The organism is Nocardia sp. CNS-044 (assembly GCF_059570515.1).
In genome coordinates this window covers 966,232-985,719 of the sequence record NZ_JCANSX010000006.1, presented here as the reverse complement: position 1 = coordinate 985,719, position 19,488 = coordinate 966,232, and the positions used below count along the sequence as shown (strand labels likewise).

Here is a 19,488-nt window from a genome sequence, read left to right as displayed (position 1 = left end):
GGTCAGCCCTTGCCGCGACCCGCCTTGAAACCGAAGTCCCAGTTGTACATTCGCGCGATCTCCATGACACCCGCGCCAGGCCTGCCCGCGGGCGGCCGGATGAAGGTGCCCTCGCGGCGGACCACCAGCTCGCCGTTGATGTTCTCGATGTGCGCGAGCACCGCGTCCCGCGAGTCGTCCATGCAGCCGTCGAGTGTCATCTCGATCGGCGGGCAGTTCAACGGGTACAGCGTCGCGGTGGCTTGGACGCCGCGGAAATCGTTGGCGCCCTCGTAGATCGAGGTGAATACCAAAATACGACGGAACTGCGCGGTGAAATCCAGGTTGATGTCCAGGTTCTCGCCGGTGGCGCTGCCGCCCGTGCGGTCGTCCTGATCCAGCCGGATGAACGGCGGGCGGTCCAGCGCGCCGAACGAACGGTCCAGTGCGCGCACCGAACCGATGCGGCCGTCGGCCAGCTCGAAGAAGCAGCTGAGGTCCAGATCCAGTCCGCCGCTGCCGCGCCGCCTGCCGAACAGGCCGCCGCCGCGGTGGGATTGGCTGGTCCAGTTCAGGTTCACCCGCATGGTGCCGCCGGTGGCGCCCTGCTTGGTCAGCGAGACCGAGGGCGCTTCCTTGGTGAGCGAGATCTTGCTCATGTTCACCGGCGCGCCACCGCCCTGCGGAGGCGGCGGGGGCGCGTACTGCTGCTGCGGTGGCGGCGGTGCGTACTGCGGCTGGGGCGGGGGCGGGGGCGGTGCGTACTGCTGCTGCGCGAATTGCGGTGGCGGCGGAGCGTATTGCGGCTGCGGCGGCGGTGCGTACGGCTGCTGCGGCGGAGCGTACGGCTGCTGCTGGGGCGGCGCGTATTGCTGCGGCGGCGGCGCGAACTGCTGGGTCGGCGCGGGCGGCGGGGTCTGCTGGGCGGGCGGCGCGGACTGCTGTGCCGCGGGCGCCGGATCGTCGTCGACGGAGATGCCGAAATCGGTCGCCAGTCCACCCAATCCGGAGTCATAGCCCTGACCCACCGCGCGGAACTTCCACGCGCCCTGTCGGCGGTACAGCTCGCCGAGCACGAACGCCGTCTCGGTGGTGGCGCCGGTGCTGTCGAAGCGCGCCACCTCGGCGCCGTTCGCGGCGTCCAGCACCCGCACGTAGAGACCCTGGAACTGGCCGAAGGTGCCGCCGTCGGAGGACGCCGCGATGACAACGGTCTCGACCTGCGGTTCGACCTGCGCCAGCTGCACCGACAGCACGTCGAGCACCGTCGGGCCCTGCTGTTTGCCCTCGTGCCGGACGGCGCCCGACGGGTGCAGCGGCTGGTTGTAGAAAACGAAGTCGTTGTCGGAGCGGACCTTACCGCCGACCAGCAACAGGGCCGAGGCATCCGCGTCCGGGATTCCAGGACCCGACTGCCACCCCAGCTCGATGCGGACCGCGGACATCGGCACCGCAACATTGGCGCCCTTCATCATCGACACAGCAGTCAACGTATACGACGCGGGCGGTGCTCGTCATCCGTGTTCGGCGCCACGGCGGAGAACAGTTCGTCCCGGGCGATTCAGCGCGTCGGCGGCGCGATCTTCCAGTGCGCGTTGAGCGCACCGGCGATCTCCGGCAACACGGTCACCGGTACCCGCTTGTGGCGCAACATCTCCCGGATCTGCTTGACCTGATCGCGTTTGCGCAGGTCGTACGCGCCGGAGACCGGCCGGACCACCGGCGGGATGGACAACAGCACCAGTTCGCCGTGCCGCTCGTCGCCGCCCGACAGATCGAGCGCCAGCGACCAGCGCGCCCGCTCGTCCAGCGTGAAGCGGCCCGCGACCACCCGGTCCCAATCGATGCTCGACTCCGCCCACGGCGTGCGGCGATAGATGGCGCCCTCGGTGAGCACGATCGCGTCGCGCCCGAAGAGCGCCACCAGGAGCCCGATACCCGCGACCGCGCCCGCGAGCAGGCCGGTGAACACGCGATTCAGTCCGAAACCGGTGACGATCGCCGCGCATATGAGGACGGTCACCGCGATGCCGAACATGCCGTAGAGCATCGCTCGCCGAGTCGGGACCACACCCGCGCGCACCATCGTCATACCGTCGCACCTCCTCGCAACTACGGGCTCACCGTACCCGCCGCCCCACCGGCCTTCCCCGCGGCCGACGTTGCGCCCTTGCCACACGGGTACCACACGGTTCACATAGCTGGTGCCTATGTGGACCGTGTGGAACTTCTGTGGCAGCACCCCGAAGGTGGTGGGGTGGGTGGTGTCAGGCGCGTAGGGCGACTGCCGCTTCTGCGGTGTGGACCAGGAATTGCAGGCTCTGCTGGAAGTACAGGCGCACCGACTCGGCGTCGTGCGAGAGGTAGCCGATGGACAGGTCCTGGCCGAGGCTCAGGTCGAAGTCGCCGCCGCGGGTGGTCAGCACGAACGCGCCGTCGATCGCCGGGGCCCAGATGATCTCGCCCTCGGGAATCAGGCGCTCGATGTGGGTGCGGATCATGTGCCCGTGGTCGGAGGTCTCGCTCACGGCGGTGTACAGGTCGGCGCTCAGCAGCACCGAGTACGGTCCGTCGACACCGGCCAGGCGCAGCGCGCTGAGCGCCTGGGCGACGGCCTCCGGGACCAGGCGCGGATCCTCGGGCAGCTGGATCGGCTCGTTCGACGAGCTCGCGCGGATACCGGTGATGCTCGCCCCGGCGTAGCCCTCGAAGATGGCGCGGTCCTCGGCGAAGGCGATGCGCCGCGCGGCCTCCTTGACCGGATCCAGATCGGTGTCCTTGGCGCCGCGCTCGACGTTGTCGAGTTCCTCGCGGGAGAGCGTGAACGGCACCCGGAGCTCCACCAGCGGCGCGACGACGCGCTGGCGCGCCTGCACGCCCTCGTCCGGCGCGGCGATCGGGGTGGTGCGGCCGAGGCCGACGGCGGAGTAGTCGGTGCCGTGCGGGCCGGACACGTCGACCACCCGGCGGCCCGCGATGTGCCGTTTGAAGGTGCGGGTCGCCTCTTCCTCGATCGCCGTCCATGCCTCGGAGGTGATCGGCGCGAGTTCGCGATGGAGGTTGTTCACGGGGTGCTCCTTTTCAACGTGCCGATACCGAGTGAGCCGTCGCCCGCCACGGCGGACATATCAACGTCGTTGCGCGGCAAAGATTCCGCGCTGGTCTCCGCGTCCGGTGGCGGCGGCAGCTCGTCGAAGAAGTCCAGCGGCGGCGCGAAGAACAGCGTGCCGGTGACCGCGACCGAGAAATCCAGAATCCGGTCGTAGGCCGCCTCTTCGGTGCCCTCGAACATCCGCGAGAGCATGGTCTCGGTGACGCTCGGGGTGGCCGCGTAGGCGATGTAGTAGGTGCCGAACTGGCCCTCGCGCACGCTGCCGAATGGCATATTGGCGCGCACGATCTGGCGTTCGGTGCCGTCCGCGTCGACCACGGTGTTCACCGCGACGTGCGAATCGGCGGGCTTGTCCTCGTCGGGGAGCTCGAAATCGTCCAGCTTGGTGCGGCCGATGATCTTCTCCTGCTGCTCGACCGTCAGCGCGCGCCACTCGTCCAGCGGATGCAGATATTTCTGCACCACAACGTAACTGCCACCGGCGAATTCGAGATCCTCGTCGCCGACCAGCGCGGCGCCGATCGCGGCCGTGCCCTCAGGATTCTCGGTGCCGTCCACGAAACCGAGCAGATCGCGCTGCTCGAAATACCGGAAGCCGACGGTCTCGTCGACGATGGTCGCCGCGCCCGCGAGCCGGTCGCCGATCACCATGGCCAGCTCGAAGCAGGCGTCGTGCACCTCGGACCTGATGTGGAACAGCAGATCGCCCGGCGTCGACGGCGCCCGATGGTGTTCGCCGACGAACTCGCGCAGCGGATGCAGCTCGGCCGGACGCGGCCCGGCGAACAGGCGATCCCACGCGTCCGAGCCGATCGAGGTGACACAGCTCAACCCGGCGCCGGGCAGCCGGAAACCGACCGAACGGCGCAAACCGGGCATATCGGCGAGCAGGTCGCGCACCGTCGCTTCGCCACCCTCGTCGATGGTGGCGACGAGGAAGATCGCGGCCGGTGTGAGCGGTTCGAGGATCGGCTGCGGCTCACCCATGATCAACAGAGTAGTGGTGCCGTCCGACCGGGTCCGTCGAGACCCGGACCGGATGGCGCTCGCTCACTTCGCGACGGTCAGCAGGAACGCGACGTCGTCGACCGCTTTCACGCTGTGCCGCGCCTTCGGGACGACGAGCAGGTCGCCCGCCGAGCCCTTCCATTCGTTCGCGCCGCTGATCAGGGTGAGGGTGCCGGTGAGCACCAGCAGGGTGGCGTCGCCCGCGTTGTCGTGTTCGGCCAGGCTCTGGCCCGCCGTGAGGCCGACGACGGTCTGGCGCAGCGTATGGGCGTGGCCGCCGTAGATGGTCTGCGAGCTGCGCCCGCTGGTGGCAGTTGCGGCCAATTTCAATTGCTGTCGAGCGACCGCGGTCAGGGATTTCTTGTCCATGGACTGCCTTTCGCGTCACATCCGCCGGTGCAGGGCTGGTGTCACCGGCTCTGAGCGCTCGGGCGAACGATGGTCCGCACCGCCGCTTACCTGGAGTATGCCCGACCGGGGCCGCCCGCGTGCCGGGTTTGCCCGGCCTCCCCGGTAGGCGGCGTGTTGCGGCGGTCAGCCGGCGGTGCGGCGCAGGTACCTGCGGATGCGGTAGCGCAGGCCGGTGGTGGACGTGCGCCATTCCTCCGGCTCGTCGGCGTGCCATTCGGGACCGATGGCGGGAGCGTGCGCGTCGCCCTGGACGCTGATCTCCACCTCGGTCACCAGCAGTTCGGTCGCGAAATCCATGGCGGCGCGGTAGATTTCGCCGCCGCCCGCGATCCACACCGGATCCGGCGCCGAGAGCTCGAGCGCCTCGGCCAGCGAGCCCGCGCGTTCGACGCCCGGCGCGGACCAGTGCGGCTGCCTGGTCACCACGATGTTGCGTCGCCCGGCCAGCGGGCGGAACTTGGGCGGCAGCGAATCCCACGTGCGCCTGCCCATGATCACCGGGTGGCCCCAGGTCACGGTGCGGAAGTTGGCCATGTCCTCGGGCACGCGCCAGGGGATGGTGTTCTCGAAGCCGATCACGCCGTCGGGAGTCTGGGCCCAGATCAGGCCGATGGTGCGGGTGCGCACGGCCGTACTCACACCGCCACCGGCGCCTTGATGGCCGGATGATGTTGGTAGCCAACCACTTCGATGTCCTCGTAGGTGTAGTCGAACAGGCTCGCCGCGCGGCGCAGGCGAAGCTGGGGGAACGGATACGGCTCGCGGCGCAACTGCTCGGCGACCTGCTCGACGTGGTTGTCGTAGATGTGGCAGTCGCCGCCGGTCCAGATGAAGTCGCCGGGTTCGAGCCCGGTCTGCTGGGCCACCATGTGGGTGAGCAGCGCGTAGCTCGCGATGTTGAACGGCACGCCGAGGAACAGGTCCGCGCTGCGCTGGTACAGCTGGCAGGAGAGTTTCCCGTCGGCGACGTAGAACTGGAAGAACGCGTGGCAGGGCGCCAGCGCCATCTTGTCCAGCTCGGCGACGTTCCACGCGGAGACGATGATGCGGCGCGAATCCGGATCGGTGCGCAGGGTGTCGAGCACCTGGCCGATCTGGTCGATGTGCGCGCCGTCCGGGGTCGGCCAGGAGCGCCACTGCACGCCGTAGACGGGGCCGAGCTCGCCCTGCGGGTCGGCCCACTCGTCCCAGATCGTCACGCCGTGCTCGCGCAGCCAGCCGACGTTCGAATCGCCGCGCAGGAACCACAGCAGTTCGTACACGATCGACTTGAGGTGCACCTTCTTCGTGGTGATCAGCGGGAAGCCCGCCCCGAGGTCGTAGCGCAGCTGATGGCCGAACACGCTGCGGGTGCCGGTGCCGGTGCGATCCGCCTTCGCGGTCCCGGTCTCCAACACCAGGCGGAGCAAGTCCTCGTACTGCGTATCCGTCGCCACGGTTGGCAAGCTTACTTGTCCGGGTCGGTGGGACCGACCGGCTGTAGTGGTGCGCGGACGCGGTGCGGCTCGCGGCGTCGGGGCGGGGTGCTGGCAAGCTTTCGCGCATGCGCAAGCTCTTCGTGATCGGCATCGGTGCGGGTGACCCGGATCAGGTGACGGTGCAGGCGATCAAGGCCATGCGGCAGGTCGACACGTTCTTCGTGATCGCGAAGGGCGTCGAGAAACAGGAGCTGCTCGACGTGCGGACCGCGATCCTGGCCGAGCACGTCGAGCGGCCGTACCGGGTCGTGGAGATCACCGATCCGCCGCGCGATCGCGATCCGTCCGACTACCGCGGCGTCGTCGCGGACTGGCACGAGCGCAGGGCCACCCTGCTCGCGGAGGCTTTCGCGGCGGAGGAAGGCGTCGGCGGGATTCTGGTGTGGGGCGATCCCTCGCTCTACGACAGCACCCTGCGCATGGTGGAGCTGGTGCTGGACAGCGGGCGGACCACCTTCGACTACGAGGTGATCCCCGGCGTGACCAGTGCGCAGGCGCTGGCCGCGCGGCACCGCATGGTGCTGCACCGCATCGGCGAACCGGTGCACGTCACCACCGGCCGACGCCTGCGCGAGGAGGGGCTCGGATCCGGCTCGACGCTGGTCATGCTCGACGGTGAGTGCTCCTTCACCGAGCTGCCCGGCGACGACGTGCACATCTGGTGGGGCGCCTACCTCGGCATGCCGGACGAGACGCTCGTCGCGGGACCGCTGCGCGCGGTCCAGGACGAGATCCTGGAACGGCGGGCCGCGCTGCGCGTCGAGAAGGGCTGGATCATGGACATCTACCTGTTGCGTCGCGGCTGATCGTTCGGCCCGGACGTGTCGGTGCTCTTCAGTACCCTGGGACGCGTGCCCGAGCTGCCGGAAGTAGAGGCGTTGGCGCAGTTCCTGCGGGAACACGCGGTCGGCGCGGTGGTGGGGCGTGTCGACGTGGCCGCGTTGAGCGCGGTCAAGACGTTCGACCCGCCCGTGACGGCGCTGTCCGGACGGGACGTCACGGGCGCGGGCCGCTGGGGCAAGTTCCTCGGCATGGACTGCTCGGGACTCTGGCTGATCACCCATCTGTCCCGCGGTGGCTGGCTGCGCTGGATCGACGAGCCGAGCCCGACCCCGCCCAAACCGGGCGGCAAGAGCCCGTTGGCGCTGCGGGTGCACTTCTTCACGCCGGAGGGCGCGACGCCCGCCTTCGACTTGACCGAGGCGGGGACCAAGAAGCGGCTCGCGGTCTACATCGTCGAGGATCCGAAGATGGTGCCCGGCATCGCGCGGCTCGGGCCCGACGCGCTCGAGGTCACCGAGCCGCAGTTCGGCGAGATCCTGCACGGCACCTCGCAGCGGATCAAGACGGCCATCGTCGACCAGACGCTGCTGGCCGGTATCGGCAACGCGTACTCCGACGAGATCCTGCACACCGCCAAGGTCTCGCCGTTCGCTAACACCAAGACCCTCACCGCCGAGAAGACCGCGCAACTGTACGAGGCGATGCGCACCGTGCTCACCGACGCGGTCCAGCGCTCGGTCGGACAGGACGCGGCGCGGCTCAAGGGCGAGAAGCGCTCCGGAATGCGGGTACACGCGCGCACCGGGCAGCCGTGTCCGGTCTGCGGTGACACCGTTCGCGAGGTCTCCTACGCCGAGCGGTCCTTCCAGTACTGCCCCACCTGCCAGACCGGCGGCAAGGTGCTCGCCGACCGCAGGATGTCGCGGTTGCTGAAGTGAGCCGTCAGGTGAGGGTCGGGACTCGAATGCCTTGCCAGGCCAGGCGTTTCGCGCGATCCGGGTCGTGCTCGAGCCGGGTCGGGTTGTCGATGATCAGTGTGGTTCGGCTGTCTTCGGTGTAGGCGGGCCAGGACGGCAGCGGCGCGCCGGTGCGCGCGAAGGATATCCAGTTGTCCTGGAACTGCTTGGTCACCGCGAGCAGGCCGTGGCGTCCACCCGCCGCGGTGAAGGTGCGCCCGATCGGGCTGTCGGCGACGCCGAAGACTGGGATCAGTTCGGTCGCGTGGGTGGCGCCGATGCCTGCGAGTTGCAATGCGCGCGGGTTGAAGTCGTAGCGGTAGGCGTAGGTCGGCGCGTAGCGGCTGTGTCCCTCCATCACCGTGACCGACGGCCGCCAGAACACGTAGTCACCGCCCATCCGCACGGCGACACGCGGCTGTGGGTAACCCGGATAGGCTGCGGCGACGCGGGCCTCGACGCCCTCCCCGGCGCGGGTGAACAGCGCGTGCAGGCGGGTGGGGTTGGTGGGCAGGTGGTCGGCGAAGCGCGCGAACAGCGTGCCCTCCTCGCGATTGGTGCCGATGATCAGCGGCACCCGGTGGGCGGTGCCGTCGGTGATCGCGTCGACCGGGGACCGCGGCAGGTAATCCCCGTCCACTACCGGGCAGATCGCGAAAAGCCCTGGCCGCTCCCGCAGCACCGCGCCGCTGGTGCGGTCGACGGCTCTGCGGATGTCGTTGGCGGGCGCCTCGGTGAGGGCGCGGGCCACGTCGTCGGGATCGGCGCCGAGCGCTTCGACGCAGCGCTGGGCGAAGATCTGTGCGTCCTCGGCGTTCAAAGCCCAATCGGCGGGCGGACTTTGGGCGATGCCGCGGTGGAAGAGTCCACCCGCGGCGGGCGTGGCGAGCAGCGTGAGCACGGCGTGCGCGCCCGCGGATTCACCGAAGACGGTGACGTTGTCGGGGTCGCCGCCGAACTCGGCGATGTTGCGCTGCACCCATTCGAGCGCGGCGACCTGATCGCGCAGACCGAGATTGGCGTCGAAGGGGCGTTGCGGCGTGCCGAAGGCGCTGAAGTCGACGTAACCGAACGCGCCGAGCCGGTAGTTCAGCGAAACGACGACCGCGTCGCCGTGCAGCGCGAGCCGCGCTCCGGAATACAGCGTCAGCGCCGAGGTGCCGATCACGTAGCCGCCGCCGTGGATGAACACCAGCACCGGTCGCGGACCCGCGGACGGTGTGGCGGGCGCGACGACATTCAGCGTCAGGGAGTCCTCGCTGGTCGGCTGGTACGTCCTCGGCCCGATACGAGCACCCGCCCGATGCTGCATGGAGGCGTTGGTGAACTCGGTCGCCATGCGCACCCCGGACCAGGGCCGCACCGGTTGCGGAGCGCGAAATCGCAGGTCTTCCACCGGCGGCGCCGCGTACGGCACCGAGCGCCAGCGCAGCACGCGGCGGCCCCGGCGACCGCGGACTACACCGTCGGCGGTCTTCACGTCGATCGTCGCCACCATTGATCGATGGTAACTGGATCAGGTTCTCGTTCGAGCTGTCCTCGCTCGACTAGTTCCCACCAGCTGATTCTGGCTTCGTTGCCGCAGCTTTCCAGAACAAGAAGCAGCGTGCGGTTGGGCGAAAGCTATGTGCGGCGGGCTTCCAGCAATCGCAGCCAGATCTCGCTGACCGTCGGATATGCGGGTACGGCGTGCCAGAGGGTGTCGACGGGGACTTTGCCGACGACGGCGATGGTGGCGGCGTGCAGCAGTTCGCCGATCTCGGGTCCCACGAAGGTCGCGCCCAGCAGGGTGTCGGAGGCGGTGTCGATGACGATCTTGGCTCGGCCGGAATAGTTTTCGCGGGCCAGCGTCGAGCCGGCGACCGCGATATCGATCTCCACGGTGTCCACGTCGTAGCCCGCGCGCCGGGCCGCCGCTTCGGTCAGGCCGACCGAGGCGACCTCGGGATCGGTGAACACCACCTGCGGGATCTGCTCGTGGTCGGCGGTCGCGGCGTACCGCGCCCCGGCGAGCGGGCGGTCCTCGGCGCGCGCGGCGATCACGTCACCGCAGACTCTGGCCTGGTACTTGCCCATATGTGTCAGTGCCGCACGGTGATTCACGTCGCCCACCGCGTACAGCCACTGGCCTGGCACGTCGCGCGCCGAGAGGTGGTCGTCCACCTCGACGTAGCCGTCCGCCAATCCGACGGACCCGAGCCCGAGTTCCGCGGTCGCGGGTCCGCGCCCGGCCGCGACCACGATTTCGTCGGCCTCGATCGTTTCGGTGTGCGCGCCGCGCGTCCACACGGTGACCGGGCCGCCGTGGATCCGGCCCTCGCCGGTGTCCTTCGGCTCCGAGCGTGTGACGCGCTCAGGTTCGGTCTCGAACAGCACCCGGACACCGGAAGCGGCGAATGCGTCGGCGACCCGCTCGCCCGCGAACGGCTCGGTATTGGTGAGCAGCGCCTTGCCCCGCACCAGCACGGTGACCTCGCTGCCGAGCGCGGCGAGCCAGGTCGCCGCCTCGCAAGCCACCACGCCGCCGCCGACCAGCACCACGCGCTGCGGGATCTCGTGCAGATTGGTCGCGTCGCGCGAGGTCCAGGGCAGGGCATCGCGCAGGCCAGGCACGTCGGGGATGCGGGCTCGGGTTCCGGTCGCCAGCACCACCGCGTGCCTGGCACGCAGCGTGCGGCCGTCGACCTCGACCAACCATTCTCCGGCAAGCCGCCCCGCGCCGCGGATCACGTCGATGCGGCTGCTTTCCGCCCACTCGACCTGGCCGGAGTCGTCGTGGCCGTGCACGATCCGGTCGCGGTGGGCGAGCACTGCCTTGGCGTCCAAGCCGTGGGCATCGATGCCGGGCAAGGCGCGGGCGGCGGCGAGCAGATGTCCGGGGCGCAGCAGCGCTTTGCTCGGCATACAGGCCCAATAGGAACACTCGCCGCCGAGCAGTTCGCGCTCCACGATGGCGGCGGTGCGGTCGCTGCCCGCGATGGCGTAGGCGGCGGCGTTCTCTCCCGCGGGCCCACCGCCGATCACGATGACGTCGTACTCGGCGGACGGCTCGGAACTCACTGCAGATAGCCCTCGACCTGGCGCGGCGAGCTGACCTGCGCCTCGTCGGGCGAGGCGCCCGCGTCGATCCTGGCCCTGCGCTGCCGCAGCAGGTCCCAGCACTGGTCGAGCATCACCTCCAGCTCGGCCAGCCGCTGCCGTTCGGTCACCGGGTCCACCTCGCCGGAGGTCGCCTTGGAGCGCAGCTTGTGCTCGTCGTCGACCAGTTGCTTGATGCGTTCCAGGATGTCCTGTTCGGTCATGTGTCACCACTTCGATACTCGGAGGTATACGGCAGGACGTGCAGCGACCGGTTGCGGTCATGGACCATGCTACGACCGGGTCCGGCGGGCGCGGGTGCGGTCGGAGACGGGCTGGATCGCGAAGCGGGCGGGTGATCCGGTCGTCAGGGGCGGATCTAGGCCCTGTCGGCGGGCCCGATCGACTTGCCCCTGGCCAGTGTTTCGGCGAGGCAGTCGGCGACGATCGGCACGGCCGCGTAGAGGTCGCGCGAACTCGGCGCCGCGTAGCCGATGGCGATGCCGAAGGTGCTCGGCGGCGCCGATCGCGTGTCGTGCTGGGAGAAGAGGTGATGCCGGGCCAGGCCGTCGATGACGACGCCGCGCGCCCGGGCCGTGGCGACCGCGCGTCGCTCGGCCTCCGCCGTCGGCAGCGGCACGACGACGTGCGAACCCGCGTCGTCGCCGAGCACGGTCGCACTCCTGCGGCGCAGCTCGGTGACGACGAGCTCCCGGCGCGGCGGGAGCGCGCGCCGGAGCCTGCGCAGGTGCCTGGCGAGATCGCCGTGCGCGGCGAGTTCGACGAGCACGCGTTGGCCCGCCGGGCTCGGCGAGGTGCCGGTGCGATCGCGATGCGCGAGTACCGCCGCGGCGATCCAGGGCGCCGCGACCAGCCAGCCGACGCCGAGGACCGGGGAGAGGATCTTGCTCGTGGTGCCGAGGTGCACGACGACGTCGGGCGCCATCGCGGCGAGCAGCGGCAGCGGTGCGGTGTCGTAACGCAATTCACCGTCGTAGTCGTCCTCGATGACGAATGTGCCCGTGCGTCTGGCGAACTCGACGAGCTGAACCCGACGAGCTGCGGGCATTCGCGCACCGAGCGGAAACTGGTGCGCCGGTGTGCAATACACCGCTTCGATATTGGGCGGCAGCTCGTCCACCCGCAGACCCTCGGCGTCCACCGGCACCGGAAGCACTCGGATTCCCGCGGCCAGAAAGGCGCCTGCCGCGCGCTGATAGCCGGGGTCCTCCATGGCGACGGCGTCTCCGGGACGCAGCAGCGCGGCGGCGAGTTCGCCCACGGCGGAACTGGTTCCGGCGGTGGCCAATACGACGGTGTCGCTGCCCGCGCTCAATCCGCGATGGCGGAGCAGGTGTTCGGCCACGGCCGCGCGGTATTCCGGTTCGCCCGCGCGGTCTTTGCGCACCACCGGCGGCTGGTCGGAGGCGGCGCGCCAGGCGCGACGCCATGCCGTTCGGTCGATGGCCTCGACGCACGGCGCGCCGGGGCCGAGGTCGTAGCCGGGGCCTTCGTCCGCGGCGTCGAGGGTGACGCGGTGATGGGTGGGCGCGGCGGCCGGGGCGGTGGTCAGGTAGGTGCCCGAACCCCGTTTGCCCGCGATCCAGCCTTCGGCGTGCAGCTGGTCGTAGGCCGCGGCGATCACCGTCCGGCTCACGCCGAGTCGTTGCGCCAATGCCCGAGAGGACGGCAGCCGGTCCGAGGTCCGCAGCAGACCGGAGGTCGCCGCGGCGCGCAGACCGTCGGCGACCTGCACCGACAGCGGTTCGGACGCGTCGCGGTCGAGCGTGAGCGGGAGTTCGTCGAGCATCCGGAAACCTCGGATTGGACTGTGAGAATCAGACTGAATTGGCTATTTCAGAATGCCACTTCCCACGCGACGCTGTCTTCATGACCAATTCGATCAGCGCCCGCCCGCCCCTGTCCCCGACCCCGCGCAGCACGCTGACCCGGTCGAAGGAACGCGGCCGCAGCGACCGTGCCGAACTCGACGCCGTGCTCGACGCCGGTCTGATCTGCCACCTCGGCGTCCTCCTCGGTGGCAGTCCCGTGGTGTTGCCGACCGCGTACGGCCGCGACGGCGACACCCTCTACCTGCACGGGTCGACCGGTTCTGGCAACATGCGCGCCGCCATGACCTCCGACATCTCCGTCGCGGTCACCCACGTCGACGGCATCGTCTACGCCCGCTCCGCCATGCACTTCTCGATGAACTACCGCTCGGCGGTGGTGCACGGGCGGGCGGTCGAACTGACCGATCCCGATGCGCGCACGCACGCCCTGCGGGTCATCGTCGAGCACGCCGCGCCCGGCGCGTGGAGCCGGGTGCGTCCGCCGAACAAGAAGGAGCTCGCCGCGACCATGGTGCTGGCCCTCGACCTGACCGAGGCCTCGGTCAAAGTCCGCGCGGGCGGACCGGTGGACGACCCCGAGGATGTGGACAGCCCCACGTGGGCGGGTGTGCTGCCCCTGCGCCAGGTGTGGGGCGCACCGATCGATTCCCCCGATCTCGCGGCCGGGATCCAGGTGGCGCCCGACGTGCTCGAGCGGAGCGCATCGGGGGTTTCATACGTGCGGTGAGGGATTGGGGGTGCCGTGCGAAAGCGGAGGCCGGGCGATTCGCTTGCGATGCCGGGCGGCTTCAATGCTGCCGGTCGATCCGTTCCGGGTGCGTCGAGTGAATCACCAGGGTGAGCCGTCGAGGCCGAGGCGGGTTGCGGCTTCGACGGTGAGTTCGCATAGGGCCGTGCCGGATTGGATGGCTGGGTCGAGGCCGACCAGGGAGAGGACGTAGTCGTCTCCGGTGCGGCACAGGTAGCCGGACAAGCGGGTGCGGGGGAAGCGGGCGGGGGTGAGGTGCGGGTGGATGGCGCGGGCGGCGACGCCGGTGCAGGGGTGCGCGCCGATCGTGCGCAGTGAATCGGGCAGCGTTCCGATATTGGAGCACAAGATGTCTCGTTCGCCCGCGCCTTTGGACAGGGCGTAGGCCCAGCGGTCGGGGATCACTTGGAGCAGTTCCTCGGGCATGCCGCCGGGGCTGGTCATCCGGCGCTCGTAGGCGGCGCGGGCCTTCGCGCGCAGCGTCGTGGGGGTGTCGGAGCGGTCGACGATGATCTCGGTCATCGACAGGTCGTTGTCGACCCGCGGTTCGTCGCGGGTGTCGACGGGAAGGCTCGCTCCTATGGTCGGGCCGGGAAAGCCGATGTCCCACAGCAGGTTCGCGACCAGCTGGATGAACAGGCTGTTCGCGGTGCCGCCGGTTCCCTTCGCCACACTGTCCCAATCGGCGGCGCGGAACTGCACCACCGCACTGTGCACGCGCAGTTCGCTCCCGCCCGTACGCGCCGGTGCGCTGGAGGCGGGACGTTTCGGAATACCTTGGCGCAGTGCTCGAATCGTGCCGCCCGCCACGATCGACCACTGCCGGAGCGCGTCCGCCCAATCGGACTCGCGAGCAGCTGCCGAACGGGCCGTGCTCGATTCCGCAGCACGAGCCGCCGCGTCACCTGACCGCCGCGAACTGGGTTCCGCCGCAGCGCGACCGGCAAGCCGATCCGTGTCCGGGAGAGATGTCGCGTGGCGGACGGACTCGGCATCCGGTCGATCAGCACGCGCCGACTCGGTCCGAGCCTGAGCTGCCCCCGCGGTACCGCCAACCTCGCGCAGCGCGACATCCACCGCGTACACCAGCCCCCGCGCATCCGCGAGCGCATGCGAACACGTCAGCACGACAACCGACCCCCCGTCCGCGAGCCAGGCCGCGGCGAGACGCCAACCCGGCCCGAACTCCGGATCGAGCTCCGCCCCGAGGTCGTCCGCCCACGGCAACAACGCGGAGGTCGGAAGCGGATCATCGATGAACAACAGAGGATGGGCCCGGGTGTTCACCCGCCACCCGCGGCGCGCACCGGGAACACGAGGACGAACCACCCTGCGCCCCAACGGCCCGGAGCGCAGTGCGTCGTGAATCCGTTGCAAGAGCGCGGGTTCGACGCGATCCGAGGTCCGCCACAGCCCCTGGAGGGCGATGGGGGTGCCGAGCCCGCGGTGGGTGCGCAGGAAGATCTCGTCGACGACGCCGAGGCGATCCATTCTCAGCCGGAGGCTCCGTGCCGTCCCGCGCCCGCGGCGAACCGCTGGGCTCCCGCGAGCGCACCGTCGGCCAGCGCGGCGAGTCCGTGCCGGAATTCGTTGCGGATGGCCGCGTCCTCGTCCATGCCGTCCTGCTCGAGCAGCGACATCCGGTCCGAGCGCAAACACGTCTGCGGCAGTACGGCGAGCTCGGCCGCGAGTTCCTCGGCGGCGTTGCGCGCCTCGCCGGTCGGCACGACGCGGTTGATCAGGCCTATCTGGAGCGCTTCCGGTGCGCTGACGGCGCGGCCGGTCAGCACCAGGTCCATGGCGCGGCCGGTGCCGATGATCCGCGGCAGCCGGACCGTGCCGCCGTCGATGAGCGGCACGCCCCAGCGGCGACAGAAGACGCCGAAGGTGCTGTCCTGCTCGGCGACTCGCAGATCGCACCACAGCGCCAGCTCGAGCCCGCCCGCCACGGCGTAGCCGGAGATCGCGGCGATCACCGGCTTGGACAGGGTCATCCTGGTCGGGCCCATCGGCCCGTCGCCGTCCTCGTCCGCGCGGTTCGACCGTTCGGTGCCGAGCGCCTTCAGGTCGGCGCCCGCGCAGAAGGTGCCGCCCTCGCCCCAGAACACCGCGACCGCGGCGGTGGGGTCCGCGTCGAACTCGCGGAAGGCGTCGGCCAGCGCGTGGGCGGTCGGACCGTCCACCGCGTTGCGTGCCTGCGGCCGGTGCAGGATCACCGTCGTCACGGGCCCTTTTTTCTCGACGCGAACGCTCACCGACGCCCCCTCCGGATTGCCGCCCCGCCGCGTCGCGGGCCGGTGCTGTGTGGATGGATCACGCCTCGACCATACGACGGCGGGGCCCTTGTGTGAAGAAGTGAATCCGTGATTCACTTCTTTCGTGGCGTACCGCAGGACCCCTGCCGTCCAGGCCCGCCTGGACGCCCAAGAGCAGCTGATCGTGCAGGCCGCGACCAAGGTCCTCTCCGAGGACGGGTTCGCGGGCCTGTCGATGGCGGCGGTCGCGAACCGCGCGGGCGTGGCCACCGGAACCGTGTACAAGCACTTCGACGGCAAGGCGAACCTGGTGACCGCGGTCTTCCGCACCGTTGTCGCCAGGGAGGTCGCCGCCGTCACCGAGGCCGCCCGAACCGGCGCCGCGGTGGAGCGGGTGACCGCGGCCGTGGAGACCTTCGCCGGGCGCGCGATGAAGAACCCCAAGCTCGCCTACGTGCTGCTCGTCGAGCCGGTCGACACCGTGGTCGACGCCGAGCGCCTGCGCTTCCGCCGCGCCTTCGCCGAGGCCTTCGAATCCGCGGTGGCCGACGGCGTCGCGGCCGGTGAACTGCCCGCGCAGGACCCGCGCACCAGCGCCGCCGCCCTCGTCGGCGCCATCGGCGAGGTGCTCGTCGGCCCGCTCGCCGCCGCGCCGCACGCCGAATCCGTTGTTCCCCAACTCGTCACCTTCGCCATCCGCGCCCTCGGCGTGCCGGTGAGCGCCGAGAGATCAGGAGTGTCCGATGCAGACTCATGAGGTCTTCAACCAGGTCCCGAACATCGTGCCCTTCGACGCCGCGCGCAACCCGGCGCTGCTGGAGGGCCTGCGCCGCGAGGGCGCGGGCTGGGCCGAGGACGAGGTGCGCGAACTCGGCAGGCTCGCGGGCGATTTCGCGGCGCAGGAGTGGGGCAGGCTGGCGAACGAGTACCCGCCGGTGCTGCACACCCACGACCGCTATGGCAATCGCGTCGACGAGGTCGAATTCCACCCGCACTGGCACGATCTGATGCGGGTGGCGGTCGAGCACGGTCTGCACGGCTCGCCGTGGACCGACGACCGGCCGGGCGCGCACACCGCCCGTGCCGCCAAGTTCTACACCTGGGGCGTCGCCGACGCGGGACACATGTGTCCCATCTCGATGACCTACGCGATCGTGCCCGCGCTCCGGAACAACCCCGAGCTCGCCGCGAAGTACGAACCGCTGCTCGCCTCCCGCACTTACGATTTCGGCCTCCGTGAACCGTCGACCAAGGCCGGGCTGATCGCGGGCATGTCGATGACGGAGAAGCAGGGCGGCTCCGACGTGCGGGCCAACACCACCACGGCGACCCCGCAGCCGGACGGCAGCTACCGCATCGTCGGGCACAAGTGGTTCACCTCCGCGCCGATGTCGGACATGTTCCTGACACTGGCCCAGGCGCCCGCTGGTCTGTCTTGCTTCCTGCTGCCCCGGGTGCTGCCGGACGGCACGCGCAATCCCATTCGCATCCAACGGCTCAAGGACAAGCTGGGCAACAAGTCCAACGCCTCCTCGGAGATCGAATACGAGAACGCCACCGGCTGGCTGGTCGGCGCGGAAGGCGCGGGCGTGAAGACCATCATCGAGATGGTGAACATGACTCGCCTGGACTGCGTGATCGGTTCCGCGACCAACATGCGGGCCGGCGTCGTCTACGCCGTGCACCACGCCAGGCACCGAGAAGCATTCGGCGCCAAGCTGATCGACCAGCCCGCCATGCGCAATGTGCTCGCCGACCTGGTGATCGAGTCCGACGCCGCGACCACCGTCATGATGCGCCTCGCCGGAGCCACGGACCGGTCGAGTTCCGATCCCGCCGAGTCCGCGCTGCGCCGCATCGCCCTCGCGGTCACCAAGTACTGGGTGTGCAAGCGCGCGCCGTCGCATTCCGCGGAGGCGCTGGAGTGCTTGGGCGGCAACGGATATGCCGAGGAGTCGGGAATGCCGCGGCTCTATCGCGAGGCGCCGCTGATGTCGATCTGGGAGGGCTCGGGCAATGTGGCCGCGCTGGACGCGTTGCGCGCCATGGGCCGTCAGCCGGAGACCGTCGAGGCCTACTTCAACGAGATCTCGCTGGCCAAGGGCGCGAACCCGCGGCTGGACGACGCCATCGCCAAGGTCGGCAAGGAACTGGCCGATCTCAGCGACATCGAATACCGAGCCCGCCGCGTCGTGGAACTGATGGCGCTGGTCCTACAGGGCGCGCAGCTGGTCCGCCACGGTCACCCCGCGGTCGCGGACGCCTTCTGCGCCAGCCGGCTCGGCGACGACTGGGGCATCGCCTTCGGTACCCTGCCGACCGGCGTGGACACCGGCGCGATCATCGAACGGGCCTTCGTCGCATGACGGGTACTCGGTAGTGATCGAGATTCCGTTGTACCGGCTGGTGCGGCGGGTGCTGGATCGAGTGGCCGAACATCCCGAGCGGCGGTACCTGCTCGGCATCGCCGGACCGCCCGGCGCGGGCAAATCGACGCTGTCGGTGCTGCTCCGCGACACCTTCGTCACCGAAGTGGGCGGCCCGGCGGCCGAGATCGCGCCGATGGACGGCTACCACCTGTCCAACGCGCGGCTCCGCGCGGCGGGACACCTGGCGCGCAAGGGCGAACCCGACACATTCGACGTCGCGGGCTTCGTCGAGAACCTGCGCCGCCTGCGCGGCATTCCGCACGGGACGCCGGTGCCGTGGCCGACGTTCGATCGAGCCTCGGACGAGCCGACGCCCGCGGGTGTGGTCTTCGTGAACCAGTGGGTCGCCATCACCGAGGGCAACTACCTGCTGTTGGACGGCGACTGGTCCGCGGTGCGCAAGGAACTCGACGAGTGCTGGTACCTCGACGCCGACCGCGCCGTGCTGGAGCAGCGCCTGTTGAAACGGCATCTGCTCGGCGGGAGGTCGGCGGAGGCGGCCAGGATCAAGGTGATGGACAGCGATCTACGCAATGCCGACCTCGTGAGCGCGACCCGCGACCGCGCCGACCTCGTGCTGCGTGAGCGAGACGGGCGCTACTTCGTCGTCGGGTGATCGCGCTCGTTACGGCCGGATGCATCCGGCCATCTACCTCGGCGCGATGGGTGGTGCGTCGATTGCTGCCGTGCGACTCGACCGAACCAACCCGGCGCGTCCGTGCGGCAATGTCGGCGAATCGCCCGGCGTGGGTCAGTCCCCGACCACCCGAGCGCGCCGATCATTGACCCATGACGAACACGCGGCGGGTTTCGGGGAGCAGGCACGTGCTGCGCAACGTCGCCGCGCTGGTGTGCGCGCTCCTGTTCTTCTACGGCGTCCCGATGGAGTGGAACTTCGCGGACAGTTGGCCGGGCAGGGTGGCCGGACTGACGGCCTTCCTCGCCGGAGTCGGGGGCCTCATTTGGCTGACGGCCCGCCGAATCAACCGCTACCTGCGCGAACCACAGGCGACCGGCGGCCGCGTCGACGGCATGCTGTTGATGCTGTGCGTGGTCGCCATGTTCTTCGCGCTGTACTACTACCGTCTCGCGGTGCATTACCCCGGCCAGTTCGAGGGCCTCGAAACCCGCACCGACGCGCTCTACTACACCATCGTCACGCTGGGTACGGTCGGATACGGCGACATCCACGCGACCGGCCAGGCAGCGCGGATCGCGACGATGGTGCAGATCGTCTTCGACCTCGTCGTGATCGGCAGCCTGCTGGCCATCGTCAGCACGGGAATCACCCACCGGCTGGAGGTGGCCGCGCGCCGAGCCCAAGTCGCCGAACCGGAGCACGGCGCCGACGACACACGTAATCCCCGGCCGGAAGACCCGACCGGGGATCGTTGAGCG

Annotated in this window: 20 protein-coding genes; 7 read left to right on the top strand and 13 right to left on the bottom strand. The window is 70.0% G+C overall.

All coding sequences use genetic code 11. From position 1 onward, the window contains the following. Positions 1-2: 2 nt before the first annotated feature. The 7 genes from T333_RS13285 to T333_RS13255 form a co-directional block, all read right to left on the bottom strand. Positions 3-1,454 carry a TerD family protein gene (locus tag T333_RS13285; RefSeq protein WP_496424786.1) on the bottom strand — a complete coding sequence of 484 codons (1,452 nt, stop codon included), beginning with the start codon at positions 1,452-1,454 and terminating at the stop codon, positions 3-5. Between the two features lie 86 nt (positions 1,455-1,540). Then, positions 1,541-2,071, bottom strand: coding sequence for a hypothetical protein (locus tag T333_RS13280; RefSeq protein ID WP_496424596.1), 531 nt, complete (start codon positions 2,069-2,071; stop codon positions 1,541-1,543). Positions 2,072-2,246: 175 nt separating this feature from the next. Next, complete coding sequence (locus tag T333_RS13275) at positions 2,247-3,047, bottom strand: family 1 encapsulin nanocompartment shell protein (protein ID WP_355002151.1); 801 nt, start codon at positions 3,045-3,047, stop codon at positions 2,247-2,249. Next, positions 3,044-4,078, bottom strand: a complete 1,035-nt coding sequence (locus tag T333_RS13270) for a Dyp-type peroxidase (RefSeq protein ID WP_496424595.1) — start codon at positions 4,076-4,078, stop codon at positions 3,044-3,046. Before T333_RS13270 ends, T333_RS13275 begins: the two co-directional genes overlap by 4 nt. Before the next feature lie 63 nt (positions 4,079-4,141). Continuing rightward, on the bottom strand, positions 4,142-4,468 hold the full coding sequence (locus tag T333_RS13265; RefSeq protein ID WP_067784180.1) for a cupin domain-containing protein: 327 nt from the start codon (positions 4,466-4,468) through the stop codon (positions 4,142-4,144). A 165-nt stretch (positions 4,469-4,633) separates the two neighbouring features. Further along, positions 4,634-5,149 (bottom strand): dihydrofolate reductase, encoded by a 516-nt coding sequence (locus T333_RS13260; RefSeq protein WP_355002149.1) that lies wholly within the window; start codon positions 5,147-5,149, stop codon positions 4,634-4,636. Further along, the gene (locus T333_RS13255) at positions 5,146-5,946 is read right to left on the bottom strand and encodes a thymidylate synthase (protein WP_355002148.1); all 801 of its coding nucleotides are present in this window, start codon (positions 5,944-5,946) and stop codon (positions 5,146-5,148) included. The genes T333_RS13260 and T333_RS13255 overlap by 4 nt, the downstream gene beginning before the upstream one ends. A 107-nt stretch (positions 5,947-6,053) precedes the next feature. Between T333_RS13255 and cobF the strand changes: the two genes are divergently transcribed. Together cobF and T333_RS13245 are read left to right on the top strand one after the other, a co-directional pair. Next, complete coding sequence (gene cobF / locus T333_RS13250) at positions 6,054-6,794, top strand: precorrin-6A synthase (deacetylating) (protein WP_496424594.1); 741 nt, start codon at positions 6,054-6,056, stop codon at positions 6,792-6,794. 45 nt (positions 6,795-6,839) lie between these two features. Next, a complete protein-coding gene (locus T333_RS13245; protein ID WP_357255576.1) occupies positions 6,840-7,709 on the top strand; it encodes an Fpg/Nei family DNA glycosylase in 870 nt (289 codons plus the stop codon). A 4-nt stretch (positions 7,710-7,713) separates the two neighbouring features. Here the strand turns inward: T333_RS13245 and T333_RS13240 are convergent, their stop codons facing one another. The 4 genes from T333_RS13240 to pdxR form a co-directional block, all read right to left on the bottom strand. Beyond that, positions 7,714-9,225, bottom strand: coding sequence for a carboxylesterase/lipase family protein (locus T333_RS13240; protein WP_496424593.1), 1,512 nt, complete (start codon positions 9,223-9,225; stop codon positions 7,714-7,716). Positions 9,226-9,350: 125 nt separating this feature from the next. Next, positions 9,351-10,787 carry a dihydrolipoyl dehydrogenase family protein gene (locus T333_RS13235; protein WP_496424592.1) on the bottom strand — a complete coding sequence of 479 codons (1,437 nt, stop codon included), beginning with the start codon at positions 10,785-10,787 and terminating at the stop codon, positions 9,351-9,353. Continuing rightward, entirely contained in the window at positions 10,784-11,029 is a 246-nt protein-coding gene (locus tag T333_RS13230) for a DUF2630 family protein (RefSeq protein ID WP_355002143.1), read from the bottom strand. Before T333_RS13230 ends, T333_RS13235 begins: the two co-directional genes overlap by 4 nt. A 155-nt stretch (positions 11,030-11,184) precedes the next feature. Further along, the gene (pdxR, locus tag T333_RS13225; RefSeq protein WP_496424591.1) at positions 11,185-12,615 is read right to left on the bottom strand and encodes a MocR-like pyridoxine biosynthesis transcription factor PdxR; all 1,431 of its coding nucleotides are present in this window, start codon (positions 12,613-12,615) and stop codon (positions 11,185-11,187) included. Between the two features lie 80 nt (positions 12,616-12,695). Here pdxR and T333_RS13220 point away from each other — a divergent pair, with 80 nt between their 5' ends. Next, on the top strand, positions 12,696-13,385 hold the full coding sequence (locus tag T333_RS13220) for a pyridoxamine 5'-phosphate oxidase family protein (protein ID WP_357255568.1): 690 nt from the start codon (positions 12,696-12,698) through the stop codon (positions 13,383-13,385). Positions 13,386-13,487: 102 nt separating this feature from the next. On the opposite strand, the gene T333_RS13215 is transcribed toward T333_RS13220, so the two are convergent. After that, the gene (locus tag T333_RS13215; protein WP_496424590.1) at positions 13,488-14,897 is read right to left on the bottom strand and encodes a hypothetical protein; all 1,410 of its coding nucleotides are present in this window, start codon (positions 14,895-14,897) and stop codon (positions 13,488-13,490) included. A 2-nt stretch (positions 14,898-14,899) separates the two neighbouring features. Continuing rightward, positions 14,900-15,661, bottom strand: a complete 762-nt coding sequence (locus T333_RS13210; protein ID WP_355002139.1) for a crotonase/enoyl-CoA hydratase family protein — start codon at positions 15,659-15,661, stop codon at positions 14,900-14,902. 124 nt (positions 15,662-15,785) lie between these two features. Between T333_RS13210 and T333_RS13205 the strand changes: the two genes are divergently transcribed. From T333_RS13205 to T333_RS13190, 4 genes are all read left to right on the top strand, one after another. Continuing rightward, on the top strand, positions 15,786-16,418 hold the full coding sequence (locus T333_RS13205) for a TetR/AcrR family transcriptional regulator (protein ID WP_496424589.1): 633 nt from the start codon (positions 15,786-15,788) through the stop codon (positions 16,416-16,418). Further along, positions 16,405-18,027, top strand: a complete 1,623-nt coding sequence (locus tag T333_RS13200; RefSeq protein ID WP_496424588.1) for an acyl-CoA dehydrogenase family protein — start codon at positions 16,405-16,407, stop codon at positions 18,025-18,027. Before T333_RS13205 ends, T333_RS13200 begins: the two co-directional genes overlap by 14 nt. Positions 18,028-18,040: 13 nt before the next feature. Beyond that, positions 18,041-18,706, top strand: coding sequence for a nucleoside/nucleotide kinase family protein (locus T333_RS13195; RefSeq protein ID WP_496424587.1), 666 nt, complete (start codon positions 18,041-18,043; stop codon positions 18,704-18,706). 173 nt (positions 18,707-18,879) lie between these two features. Beyond that, positions 18,880-19,485 carry a potassium channel family protein gene (locus T333_RS13190; RefSeq protein ID WP_355002135.1) on the top strand — a complete coding sequence of 202 codons (606 nt, stop codon included), beginning with the start codon at positions 18,880-18,882 and terminating at the stop codon, positions 19,483-19,485. Positions 19,486-19,488 lie beyond the last annotated feature (3 nt).

Excerpts from the sequence above, each read along its gene's own strand:
- T333_RS13285 (WP_496424786.1), bottom strand. The coding sequence starts at position 1,454 with ATGATGAAGGGCGCCAATGTTGCGGTGCCGATGTCCGCGGTCCGCATC.
- T333_RS13280 (WP_496424596.1), bottom strand. The coding sequence starts at position 2,071 with ATGACGATGGTGCGCGCGGGTGTGGTCCCGACTCGGCGAGCGATGCTC.
- T333_RS13270 (WP_496424595.1), bottom strand. The coding sequence starts at position 4,078 with ATGGGTGAGCCGCAGCCGATCCTCGAACCGCTCACACCGGCCGCGATC.
- T333_RS13265 (WP_067784180.1), bottom strand. The coding sequence starts at position 4,468 with ATGGACAAGAAATCCCTGACCGCGGTCGCTCGACAGCAATTGAAATTG.
- cobF (WP_496424594.1), top strand. The coding sequence starts at position 6,054 with ATGCGCAAGCTCTTCGTGATCGGCATCGGTGCGGGTGACCCGGATCAG.
- T333_RS13240 (WP_496424593.1), bottom strand. The coding sequence starts at position 9,225 with ATGGTGGCGACGATCGACGTGAAGACCGCCGACGGTGTAGTCCGCGGT.
- T333_RS13230 (WP_355002143.1), bottom strand. The coding sequence starts at position 11,029 with ATGACCGAACAGGACATCCTGGAACGCATCAAGCAACTGGTCGACGAC.
- pdxR (WP_496424591.1), bottom strand. The coding sequence starts at position 12,615 with ATGCTCGACGAACTCCCGCTCACGCTCGACCGCGACGCGTCCGAACCG.
- T333_RS13220 (WP_357255568.1), top strand. The coding sequence starts at position 12,696 with ATGACCAATTCGATCAGCGCCCGCCCGCCCCTGTCCCCGACCCCGCGC.
- T333_RS13215 (WP_496424590.1), bottom strand. The coding sequence starts at position 14,897 with ATGGATCGCCTCGGCGTCGTCGACGAGATCTTCCTGCGCACCCACCGC.
- T333_RS13200 (WP_496424588.1), top strand. The coding sequence starts at position 16,405 with ATGCAGACTCATGAGGTCTTCAACCAGGTCCCGAACATCGTGCCCTTC.
- T333_RS13190 (WP_355002135.1), top strand. The coding sequence starts at position 18,880 with ATGACGAACACGCGGCGGGTTTCGGGGAGCAGGCACGTGCTGCGCAAC.